This window comes from Tessaracoccus sp. O5.2 (assembly GCF_964266725.1).
Lineage (GTDB): Bacteria > Actinomycetota > Actinomycetes > Propionibacteriales > Propionibacteriaceae > Arachnia > Arachnia lapidicapta.
The window spans coordinates 21,288-32,873 of record NZ_CAXWGV010000003.1 but is presented as its reverse complement, the minus strand read 5'-3'; the positions used below and the strand labels follow the sequence as shown (position 1 = coordinate 32,873).

At 69.9% G+C, this 11,586-nt stretch carries 7 protein-coding genes; 3 read left to right on the top strand and 4 right to left on the bottom strand.

Features of this window, described 5'->3' with window-relative positions; genetic code table 11:
- Window positions 1-8 precede the first annotated feature (8 nt).
- Complete coding sequence (locus ACFQPD_RS02070) at window positions 9-1,049, bottom strand: LacI family DNA-binding transcriptional regulator (RefSeq protein WP_068751628.1); 1,041 nt, start codon at window positions 1,047-1,049, stop codon at window positions 9-11.
- Between the two features lie 141 nt (window positions 1,050-1,190).
- Between ACFQPD_RS02070 and ACFQPD_RS02065 the strand changes: the two genes are divergently transcribed.
- A complete protein-coding gene (locus ACFQPD_RS02065) occupies window positions 1,191-3,764 on the top strand; it encodes a glycoside hydrolase family 2 protein (RefSeq protein WP_385897937.1) in 2,574 nt (857 codons plus the stop codon).
- The gene (locus ACFQPD_RS02060) at window positions 3,761-6,205 is read left to right on the top strand and encodes a hypothetical protein (protein ID WP_385897935.1); all 2,445 of its coding nucleotides are present in this window, start codon (window positions 3,761-3,763) and stop codon (window positions 6,203-6,205) included. The genes ACFQPD_RS02065 and ACFQPD_RS02060 overlap by 4 nt, the downstream gene beginning before the upstream one ends.
- Before the next feature lie 91 nt (window positions 6,206-6,296).
- Here ACFQPD_RS02060 and ACFQPD_RS02055 read toward each other — a convergent pair whose 3' ends face one another.
- Window positions 6,297-7,754 (bottom strand): hypothetical protein, encoded by a 1,458-nt coding sequence (locus tag ACFQPD_RS02055; RefSeq protein ID WP_385897932.1) that lies wholly within the window; start codon window positions 7,752-7,754, stop codon window positions 6,297-6,299.
- Between the two features lie 239 nt (window positions 7,755-7,993).
- On the opposite strand from ACFQPD_RS02055, the gene ACFQPD_RS02050 reads away from it, so the two are divergent.
- On the top strand, window positions 7,994-9,022 hold the full coding sequence (locus tag ACFQPD_RS02050) for a LacI family DNA-binding transcriptional regulator (RefSeq protein WP_385897931.1): 1,029 nt from the start codon (window positions 7,994-7,996) through the stop codon (window positions 9,020-9,022).
- Between the two features lie 71 nt (window positions 9,023-9,093).
- On the opposite strand, the gene ACFQPD_RS02045 is transcribed toward ACFQPD_RS02050, so the two are convergent.
- Window positions 9,094-9,267, bottom strand: a complete 174-nt coding sequence (locus ACFQPD_RS02045; protein ID WP_385897928.1) for a hypothetical protein — start codon at window positions 9,265-9,267, stop codon at window positions 9,094-9,096.
- A gap of 120 nt (window positions 9,268-9,387) precedes the next feature.
- Complete coding sequence (locus ACFQPD_RS02040; protein WP_385897925.1) at window positions 9,388-11,493, bottom strand: copper-translocating P-type ATPase; 2,106 nt, start codon at window positions 11,491-11,493, stop codon at window positions 9,388-9,390.
- Window positions 11,494-11,586 lie beyond the last annotated feature (93 nt).

The following is an 11,586-nucleotide window of genomic DNA, read 5'->3' as shown; positions in this document are numbered from 1 at the left end:
CTTTAGTGTCAACCCCTGGCCGTGGATGTGCTCTCCCGGACGATGAGATCCGTGGTGGTCCCCTGGGTCGCACGGGGGGCCGCGCCGCCGATGAGATCGAGGAGTTCCTGGGCGGCGAGGCTGCCGTAGGCGGCGATGTCTCGCGACAGGGACGTAAGCGTGGGGGTCACCAGCGTCGCCGCGGGACCGTCGTCCCACGCGAGGACCGAGACGTCCTGCGGGACCCTGATGCCGCGGCTGATCAAGGCGCCGGTGAGGTGGACCGCGAACTCCAGGTCCTCCACGATGACGGCGGTCAGCGGGTTGCCCGCCCGATCGGCGAGGAGGGCCACCGCGTCGGCGGCCCCGGCGTCGGCATCGATGGTCTCGGCGCTCATCCGCACGCCGGCGCGGCGGGCCGCGGCCATGAAGGCCCGCTCGCGGATGGCGTAGTGCAGCAGATCGAGGTCGCCGCCGATGCGTGCGATGTGTGTGTGTCCGAGCTCGGCCAGGTAGCCCACGGCGCGCTCCGCCGCGGCCTCGTCGTCGGTCCACACGCATGCCAGCGGCGAGCGGTCCCTGGTGTCGCCGACGATGACCGCCGGGAGGCCGACGCGCTCGAGTTCGCGCAGTCGGGGGTCGTCGACGTGGGGGTTGATGACCAGAACGCCGTCCACCCGGCGCTCGCTCATCCATCGCTCGTACAGGGCCGACTCGTCGGCCAGCGAATCCACCGTGTGAAGGATGAGGAGCACGCCTCTCTCCGCCAGTGCCGCCTGGACGCCGGCGAGGAAGTGGCCGCCGAAGCTCGCGGACCACAACGGCTGACCCGGCTGCCGAATCGTGACGACCCCGATCACGCCGGCCTTGGACATCGAGAGCGCCTGGGCGGCGTAGTTGGGGCGCCAGTTCGACTGCCTCACCACCTCCAGGATCCGGTCACGCGTCTCCGGCGAGATGCCCGGCTTGCCGTTGAGGGCGAATGAGACCGCCGTGGGGGAGACCTTGGCCCGTGCGGCGATCTCGGCGATGGTGAGGCGCCTGGCGGAGGGCTCCGAGGGGTGGTTCATGCACAGAGCCTATCGGCCGGAGTGCGGAGATGTGCTAAACCGCTTTACAGGCTCCCCAAGGTCGCGTATGGTCATCCGCGGGATCGTTCGGGCCTGGCCGGCCTCAGAACAATCCCACGATTCACCATCGGAGTCTTGTCCGTGCACATCTCACCTCACGAGGCGTCCCGCCGCATCCCGACCGTCCACGACCTCGGAGGGGTGTGGACCTGCCGCGCGGCGCGGGGGCCCATCCCGTCCCACCTCGAGGCCGTCCTCCGCGACGGCATCGCGGGAACCGTCCCGGGGGTGGTGCATCTGGACCTGCTCGCCGCGGACCTGATCCCCGACCCCTATGACGGGGACAACGAGTCCGCACTCACCTGGATCGGACGCACCGACTGGGAGTACTCGCGCAGCTTCACCTGGGAGCCCGATTCGCACACCGACCACGACCTCGTCGCCGAGGGGCTGGACACGGTGGCGCGGATCTGGCTCAACGGTCAACTTGTCGGCGACGCGCGCAATCACCATCGCTCCTACCGGTTCCCCGTCCACGACCATCTCCGCGCCGGAACCAACGATCTGCGGGTCGAGTTCCGGGGGGCGCTCAGCTTTGCCGAGGAACGCGAAGCGGTCCTCGGCGTGCGCCCGCACTCCAACCCGCACCCCTTCAACTGCATCCGCAAGCCCGCCTACGCATTCGGGTGGGACTGGGGACCGGAGATCGTCACCGCCGGTATCTGGCGGCCGCTGCGGCTCGAGGGCCGCAGCGGGGCCCGGATGACTCAGCTGCGCCGGAGGACGCGCTGGACGGGCGCCGGCGGCGAGCTACTCGTGGACGTCGAAGTCGACCGCGGCCACCCACCGCTGAGCCTCGACGTCGAGGTCGAGGGACGCCGGGTGAGCATGCCCGTGTCTGACGGCGCGGCGAGTGTCCGCCTGGAGGTGCCCGACGCCCAGGCGTGGTGGCCGCGCAGCCACGGGGAACAGCCGCTGTACCCGGCGCGGATCCGGCTCACCGACGCCGACGGCGACTGCCTGGACGAGTGGCGCGGCCGCGTCGGCTTTCGCTCCGTCACCCTCGACACGTCGCCCGACGCCGACGGCAACCGCTTCACCGTCGCGGTCAACGGCCGTCCCATCTACGTCCGGGGCGCGAACTGGATCCCCGCCGACACCTACTTGCCGCGCGTCACGCGAGAGACGCTGGCAAGCTCCCTCCACGACGCTACCGACGCGGGGATGAACCTCATCCGCGTCTGGGGCGGTGGCATCTACGAGTCCGACGACTTCTACGACCTGTGTGACGAGCTGGGGCTGCTCGTCTGGCAGGACTTCACGCTCGCCTGCGCCGCCTACGCCGAGGATCCCGAGCTCTGGGACGAGTTCGAGGCGGAAGCCGCCGAGGCCATCGTCAGGCTCGCCGCTCATCCGTCGCTCGCGCTCCTCAACGGCGGCAACGAGAACATCTGGGGCTGGGCGGACTGGGGCTGGCGGCGCGCCCTGGACGGGGCCACCTGGGGGGAGGGCTACTACATGGACCTGTTCCCGGGGCTCGTCCGACGCCTGGCCGACGAGGTCCCCTACAGCGAGGGCAGCCCGTTCTCCTTCGACCGCTATCTCCATCCGAACCAGGACTCCGACGGGTGCATGCACATCTGGGACGTGTGGAACAGCCGTGACTACACCGCCTACCGCACCTACCGCCCCCGCTTCGTCTCCGAGTTCGGGTTCCAGGCGCCCCCGGCGTTCGCGACCCTCGAGTCCGTCGTCCACGACGAGCCTCGCTCGCCGTTCGGCGCGCAGATGCTCGTCCACCAGAAGGCGGAGTCGGGAAATCTCAAGCTCGAGCGAGGGCTCGGAGATCACCTGCCGCTCCCCACGGACTACGTGGACTGGCACTGGGCCACGCAGCTCAACCAGGCACGGGCCGTCCGATTCGGCGTCGAGTACTTCCGTTCGCTCGCCCCGTTCAACACCGGGTCCATCGTGTGGCAGCTCAACGACTGCTGGCCGGTCGTGTCCTGGTCTGCCGTCGACTCTCTCGGACGCCGCAAGCCCTTGTGGTTCGCGTTGCGCGAGGCGTTCGCCGACCGACTCTGCAGTATCCAGCCACGCGACGGCGGACTCAGCCTCACGCTGCACAACGAGTCGGACGAGCCCTGGACCTCGACGGCGACCGTACGGCGCATCGACGTCGAAGGGCGGCACCTCGCTGTCCAGATCATCGAGCTGCAGATCGACCCGAGGGCCAGTCTCGTCGTGCCGCTGGACACGACCATCACCCAGTCGCAGAACGCGTGTCGGGAGCTCGTGGTCGCCGACCTGTCATCCGGTCAGCGCGCCTTCTGGTACTTCGAGGAGGACACGCGGCTCGAGCTCGCGGCCGATCCCGTCACCGCCACCGCGGAGGAGCTGGCAGGGGGATACCGGGTGACCGTGACGGCCCACGCGCTCACCAAGGACCTGACGCTGCTCGTGGACCACGCCGACCCGGACGCCACCGTCGACCGCGGGCTCGTGACGCTGCTCCCCGGCGACGAGGTGGTATTCACCGTCTCGTCCACGAGGCCGCACCTCACCACCAGACTGACTGGCGCGCCGGTGCTGCGAACGGCGAACGACCTGGTCGCCCCCCGCCAGCGGCGGACCGGAGGCGCATCCCCGCAGCCGGTGGGGATCGACGGATCCGACCTCCGCGCGGCCGCGCGCCGTGAGAGCCTGGCCCGATGAGCCGACCGACCGCGCTGCGCCGGGCCAATCTTGAGGTGTCGCTGAAGCCGTTCGCCGACTTCGGCGCCCAGACGCTGTCGTCCACCGTCCAACGCATCTTCGACGACTGGTCGGTCCTGCTCGACGTAGCCGAGGAATGCTCCGTGCTGCTGTGGGCCTCCGACGGCAGCGAGATCCTCGACTGGGCCGGGGACCTCGATCAGGGATTCGAGTGGGCCCGGTTCATCGGGTTCAACAACACCGAGACCGCCCCGTACGGGGAATGGAAGCCGCCCCGTCGGCGGGCCATCCCGTTCGCCGAGAACACGCCTGACGTCACCTACCGCGATCTCGCCCGGCTCGTCGCCGAGATCAAGGCCGAGGGTCGTCGACGTGGCATCCCCACCCAGGTCGGGGCCACGTTCGATCCGGGGCCGGAGTTCGCGCCGTCGGAGTTCAAGTACCACCGCCATCCCGAGATCGTGGCCAGGGGCGAGGACGTCGGCATCGGGCCCATCATCGCCATGGTGCGGCACTTCTCGGTGCTGTCCGCCGACGACCACGCGTACGCCGCATTTCCCACCGGGATCCCCGAGGGCACGACCTTCGGTGAGTTCCTGGGGCGCCAGGCCCAGGACTACCTGGCCGCGCTGGGATTCGACTATCTGTGGCTGTCGAACGGGTTCGGGTTCAGCTCCTATGCCTGGTCGGAACTGGGGGAGTCCTTCGACGGGGAGAGGTTCGCCGCCGAGCGGACGCCGGAACTCCGCGAGCGGGCCCTCGGCTTCTGGGCAGACCTGTCTCGCCACCTGACCTTCCCCGTCCAGGTCAGAGGGACGAACCACACCGCGGGCATCGACATCGGGGCGGACTCGGTGCCGGCCCTTGAGGTGTACGAGCGGGGGTACATCTCCTCCCCGCCCCCCAACTCGCCCTGGGGGCCGCTGAACGAGGACTTCGGTATCGAAATCACCGGCTTCATGTCGCGGATCGCGATGCTGCCGGCGGATGCGGAGGGCTACCGGTTCCGCTTCTACGCCAACGACCCCTGGTTCTGGCAGCAGCCGTGGTGGGACTTCTACCACCGGGAGCCGTTCGACATCTACCTTCCCCTGAGCATCGCCCGCCTCGACGCCGACGGGCGCACCCAGCCCCCCGACGAGGTCAACGTGCTGTCGATCGACACGTGCCACGGCCTCCTGGATGACCGCTGCGGCCGGGAGGTGTCGGGTCACGTCGTCACGGCGCTCGAGGCGCACCCGGACGAGGCGGGCCCGCTGGTGTGGGTGTATCCGTTCCGCGAGTACCACCAGGCGATGGCGGCCGATCCCACCTCGATCAACCGACCACACTTCGAGGACTGGTACCTGACGTCGGCGGTCAACGCCGGCCTGCCCCTCAACACCGTGGTGAGCACGGACAACCTCGCCGTGGCCGTCGCGAACGGCGCCGTCGACGGCCGTGTGCTCGTCGTTCCGGCCGGGGCCCTGACGGCCGCGGTTGTCGAGCACCTGCGCCGTCACGCCGCCGCAGGCGGAACGGTGCTGGCCTACGGCGCCGTGTCGGCAGTCGGGGCCGACGGCCGCGAGTTCCTCGGGCTGGAGGTCGCCGACGGCGGCGTCGCCGGGACCCTGTCGCTGACGGGCGTCGACGAGGAGGGTTCAGGGTTGCCGGTTGCCCACGCCGCGCGACTCTCCGCCGGCCCTGTGACCGAGGTGGCGGCGCCCGGTGGCGCCACCGTCGTCGCCAGCGCGCGCTCCGAGGATGGTGAGCGTGTCTACGCGAGCGATCGACCGCTGGGGCAGGGCCGCGTGATGTGGGTCCGTGGCTCGTCGCCGGTCACCTACTCGGATCCGGACGACCGCGGGGTACGTCACCATCAGTCGCCCGACCCGGAGCGCTACGCGCATCCGGGCGAGGTCATGCTGCGTCTCTTGCGCCGTGCGGGCATCCATGTCTCGCACGACCTTCGTGGCCCCGGCTCCGGCCGCGTCGTCCAGGCCATCCACCGCCACGACAACGCGTACTGGTTCAGCGGCTACCTGCCCGACACCACCACGTCCGTGCGCCTCCGCCTCCCCGGCGGCGCCCCCCTCCTGCAGCAGCGCGAGGCGTGGATGGAGGAGGGCATGAGCGTCCACCAGCTGCCCAAGTCCTTCCATGTGGAGTGCCGGGTCCTCGTCGACCAGGCCGCCGCCGGCGTGGTGAAGTGCCGCGACGTGGCGCCATTCCCGGCGTTCATGACGCGCGGGATCTCCGTGAGCGGGCTGAGTCACGCCCGCGTGACGGTCCTGCTGCCGCGTCGCACGGGGGCCGTGGAGGCCACCGTCGCCGGGCACGTCGTCGACCTCAACGCGGCGCCCGAGCCGGGCGGGGCCGTCACCTGGAGGAGAGACGGACAGGACGTGATCGTCGATGGCCTGACCGGCGAGATCACCATCATGTGGGAGGAGACGCGCTGAGGGGCGCAGTCTCTGCCGAGCACAGGCATCCCGCTGGCGGAGACGGCACTGAGGCCGGGTGAACGCTGAGCGTCCACCCGGCCTTCATCTCTCAGTCCTGCGCGACGACGACCGACTCGATGCCGAGCACGTCGGCGACCTTCGAGATGGTCTCCGCGTGGTGGCCGACGCCGAGGGCGTAGTGATGCGTGGGGGCCTCGGCCACCCAGCGCTTGAGGAACGTCCGCACGTCCGGGCGGAAGCGGCCCAGCGTGTTGGTGTTTCCCGTGGGGGGAACGGGAAGACGCAGCGATTCACCCTCGGCGACGACGAACTTGAACTTCCCGTCGGAGGTGATCGTGTTGCCCAGCATCGTGATGGGGCCCTCCTTGATGTTGAACTCCACGCTCGCGCCCGCGCCAGGCTTGCCGTGATACTTGCGCAGGCTCCGGATCGCGGGGCGCCCCTCGGCGATGTTGATGTGGTGGGGGCCGTCGTGCCCGACGAGGACGGCGTCGCGTTCGAAGTCGATCGGGTGGAACTCCGCGAAGCTGCCGCCGATCTCGAGGCGGTCCATCACCATCATCGCGACGCACGTCTTAATGTCGAACTCGCCGCACATGGGGAAGCCCGCAGCCTGGAGCAGGGAGTTGCCGACGATGAGGTTCGTCATCAGGGTGCGGGTCTCGGACCCCGGGAGGCCCTCGTAGTAGTAGGCGAGGCCGTCCAGGTTCTTCTCTTCGACGAAGCCGTCCAGTGCGACCGCGGCCCGGGCGGCCGTGTGGAGGTCGCCGTCGGTGAGCCGCATGGTGATGGGGTCCGAGACCGGATCGGGAGTGTCGAAGAACTCCAGGATCTCCTCCTTCTTGGCGCTGACAAGTGCCGGATCGGGATCGCTCCAGTGCCGGAGGATGTCCTCGGGCTCGCAGAGGACGACGTGGCTGCCGAACGCGGACGTGAGGGCGGTCGGATCCGTGTGCATGTCGAGCATGGCCTCCAGCACGTGCCCCATCAGGCCGATGCGCGCCGTGCGCAGGCTGCGGTACACCTTCGCGATCTGGCACCACTCGGCGATCTCCGCGTCTGCGACCGGATCGTCGTGAAGCGTTCCGATGATCACTTCCGGGGGCCGCTTGCCCATGCGGACGGCCACGGCGGCGAACTCGGGGACGGAGCAGAAGTCGTCGTTGCTCAGCTGCATGTAGGTCGTGGCGTTGGCGTAGTCGAGGGCGGCTCGGGGCTGGAGCGCGACGAGGACGACGGGGATGTCCAGCGCGCGGATGAGGGCGCCGAACGTCGACGAGGTCGCGTAGGTCACCATGTCGACCAGGAGCAGGTCGAGATCGGCCGCACGGATTCGCGGGAGCGTCGCGTAGGTGCCTTGCGCCTCGTCCAGTAGCCCGAAGTTCACCACCTCCACGCCGTGGCAGGCCACCTTGCCCTCCAGCACAGCCGCCTTGCGGTGCATGTCCTCCAGCAGCCCCTCGAACTGCCCCCAGTACACGTGATGCCCGACCGAGACGATGCCCACCCGGGCCGTCAGCGGTTTCCTACGTTCGATGATCGACATGTTCTGCCTTCCGCGACTCCTGCGTCGCTGTAACTTGAACCGGTTCAATAACCGTAGCTGGCACGGTCGGCCTGGTCAATGCGCTTCTACCAGGAAGTACGGCAGATCCGGCGCGTGGGTGCGGTCTCTGAACAACTGATCAAGATTGAAGCGGTTCAGATATGCTGGCCTCACTCCGGCTGCTGGCGGGTCGGCTTCAGGAGGGTACAGTTCGTGCCGCGAGCAGGAGAGGGGCACGAGTGGCGAAGCCGGGCAAGGTCACGCTCAGTGACGTGGCCAAGGCGGCCGGAGTGTCGTCCGGGACTGTCTCGAACACGATCAATCGCCCCGAGAGCGTGGCGGACGCGACCCGACGACGGGTCCAGGCGGCTATCCGCCAATTGGGGTTCGTGCCGAATGAGGGTGCCGCCCGGCTCCGCAGCGGCAGCAGCCGACTGCTCGGGTTGGTGGTCCCTGACATTGCGAGTTCGTTCTACGCCGAGATCGCGAAGGGGGTGGCCCGGCGGGCCGAGGAGCACGGTCACGCCATGCTCCTGTTCGACACGGGCGACGACCTTGACCGCGAGGTGAGACAGCTCGAGACCCTTGCGCGGCACCGGTCCATCGGTGCACTGATCGCCCCGCGGATGGCCGACGAGCGCCATCTCCGCAGGCTGCGCGCCCTCGACATGCATCTGGTGCTCATCGACCGGCCCGCCTCGGAGCATGACGGCTGTTCGGTGTCGATCGACGACGTGCAGGGGGGGCGCATGGCGGCCCGTCATCTGGTGGCGCTAGGGCGTCGGCGGCTGGCGTTCGTCGCCGGTCCGGTCGGGGTGCCGCAGGCGGAGCGGCGGCTGCAGGGCTTTCGCGACGCTGCGGCCGCCGACGAAGTGTCGGTCGAACCGGCGGTGGTCCATGCCGACTCCTCGGACTTCCTGGGCGGCGGGGAGGCGGCGCGGGCCCTGCTCGCCATGGATCCCCGTCCGGACGGGGTCTTCTGCGTCAACGACCAGCTCGCGGTCGGGGTGGTCAACGAGCTGACTCGCGCCGGCCTGCGGGTCCCGCAGGACGTGGCCGTGGTCGGCTACGGCGACACGTCGGTGGCGCGGAGCGCCTCGGTGCCACTGACGACGGTCCGCCAGCCGATGTCCGATCTCGGCAGGGCGGCCGTCGACCACCTCATCAGAGAGTCGGAAGGCATGGCCGAGTCGAGGATGCACCACCACTCCAGCACGGTGTTCCAGCCGTCGCTCGTGGTCCGCGAGTCTGCGCCCCTGCCCGAGTGAGGTCGCCTCTGTTGGGTAGATCTGGGCGGGTACTCCCACCCAGATCTACCAACTAAGACCGCCGGTCCTGCTCAGCGTCCCTTCTGTTCCCGCTCCGCCGCCTCGAGGGCGGCCGGGGCGGCGGCCGCGGGGTCGTCGCCGTCGAACGTGAGGTCGCGGAAGTCGCCGCGCAGCGCCTTCAAGGCGGTCCGCTCCACCTCGATCTCCTTGCGCGTCCGCACCCCGAGCCGCCGGATCACCTCCATCGGCGGGCACCACCCCTGGATGGCGCACGTTGCCGGCAGGTGCGGACCGCGTCGCGCATACCGCTGTCTCGTCCGGTGGAAGTGGTGGCGTAGTCGCCATCAGATCCGCCGGACGAGCGGTCAGGCTGCCCCTCCTGCGGATAACCGCGCTGGGTCGAGGTCCAGGCGGCGCAGGAGCTGTGCGTTCAGCGCGACGATGATCGTCGACAGCGACATCAGCACCGCCCCCACGGCGGGGGACAGCACCAACCCGAGGGGCGCCAGCACTCCCGCGGCAAGCGGCACCGCGACGATGTTGTACCCCGCCGCCCAGACCAGGTTCTGGATCATCTTGCGGTAGCTGGCCCGCGACAGGTCGATCATCGAGAGCACGGCACGAGGGTCGTTGCCCGCCAGCACCACGCCGGCCGACTCCATCGCGACGTCCGTCCCTGCCCCGATCGCGATCCCCACCTCGGCTCGGGCCAGCGCGGGGGCGTCGTTGACGCCGTCGCCCACCATCGCCACGGTCAGGCCGCGACCCTGCAGCTCGGTGACCTTTGTGTCCTTGTCCTGCGGCAGCACCTCGGCGAACACCTCGTCGATGCCCAGCTCGGCGCCGACGGCGTCGGCCACCTGCCGCGCGTCGCCGGTGACCATCGCCACCCGCACGCCGCGATCCTGCAGCGCCCTGACCGCCGCCCTCGATTCCGCGCGCACCTTGTCCTCGACGGCGATCGCGCCGATCACCTCGCCGTCGCGGATGACGTGAAGCACGCCGGCTCCTCGCCCGGACCAGGAGTCGGTCTGCTCCGTGAGAGCCGACGGCGTCTCCAGGCCCAGCTCACGCAGCAGGGTGGGCCCGCCCACCTGGATCACCGCGCCGTCGACGGTGGCCCGCACCCCGCGGCCGGTGGAGGCCGAGAAGTCCGTCCCACGCCGCCGCATGCCCGAGGCCTCAGGGTGCGCGGCGGCCGCCGCGACGATGGCCCGCGCGACGGGGTGCTCGCTGTCCGCCTCGGCCGCCGCCGCGAGCGACAGCAGTTCCGCCTCGGACACCCCGGACGCCGCGACACCCGTCACCGCGTGGGCGCCCTCCGTCAGCGTGCCGGTCTTGTCGAACAGCACCACATCGATGGTGCGCATCCGCTCCAGCGCCATCCGGTCCTTGATCAGCACGCCGTTCTTGGCCGCGCGCTCGGTGGAAATCGCGATGACAAGCGGGATCGCCAGGCCCAGCGCGTGGGGGCAGGCGATCACCAAGACGGTGACGGTCCGCACCACGGCCTCGTCCGGGCTGCCGAGTAGCGTCCACGCAATGGCGGTCAGGATGCCGGCGCCGAGCGCGAACCAGAACAGCAGCGCGGCCGCCCGGTCGGCGAGGGCCTGTGCCCGTGACGACGAGGCCTGAGCGTCGGCCACCATCCGCTGGATGCCCGCCAGGGCGGTGTCGTCCCCGGTGGCCTCGACCCGCACCCGCACCGTGTTGTCCGTGGCGACGGTACCGGCGACGACGCGCTCGCCCTCGCCGCGCGCCACCGGCCGCGACTCCCCGGTGATCATCGACTCGTCGAACTCGGCCGCGCCGTCGACGATCGTCCCGTCCGCGGGCACCCGGGCGCCTGCCCGGACGAGCACCACGTCGTCGACCGCCAGCTCGGCGATCGGGACGACGAGCGTGCCGTCGTCGGTCACCCGCTCCGCCTCGTTGGGCAGCAGCTCCGCCAGCGCGTCGAGCGCCGACGACGCCGCACCCAGCGCCCGCATCTCCATCCAGTGGCCGAGCAGCATGATGGTCACCAGCAGGGCCAGCTCCCACCAGAAGTCGAGCTCGAAGCCGCCGACGCCGAGCGTGGTGACCCAGGAGGCAACGAACGCGACGGTGATGGCCAACGAGATGAGCAGCATCATCCCCGGCTGCCGGGTCTTCAGCTCGCGCCACCCGCCCTTGAGGAACGGGACCCCGCCGTAGGCGAAGATCACTGTGCCCAGGATCGGCGCGATCCACGTGGAGCCGGGGAACTCCGGCAGGTGGTACCCGAGCAGGTGCGCCACCATCGGGCTGAAGATCACCACCGGGATGGTCAGCGCCAGGGACGCCCAGAAGCGGTTCTTGAACATCGCCGTCGAATGCCCGGCGTGCTCTCCGTGGGAGTGGACCTGCTTCTCGTCGACGGCGGAGTGGGCGTGGCCCTGTGGCATCGCCTGTCCGTGTGTCGAGTGGTCATGGTGTCCGGTGTGTTCCATGCGTCCGTTATATACCCCCAGGGGGTAGTAATCAATAGATCAGTAGATGCTGCACTGCGACAGCAGCTATCACGCGGAGGTCGGGATGCTGAC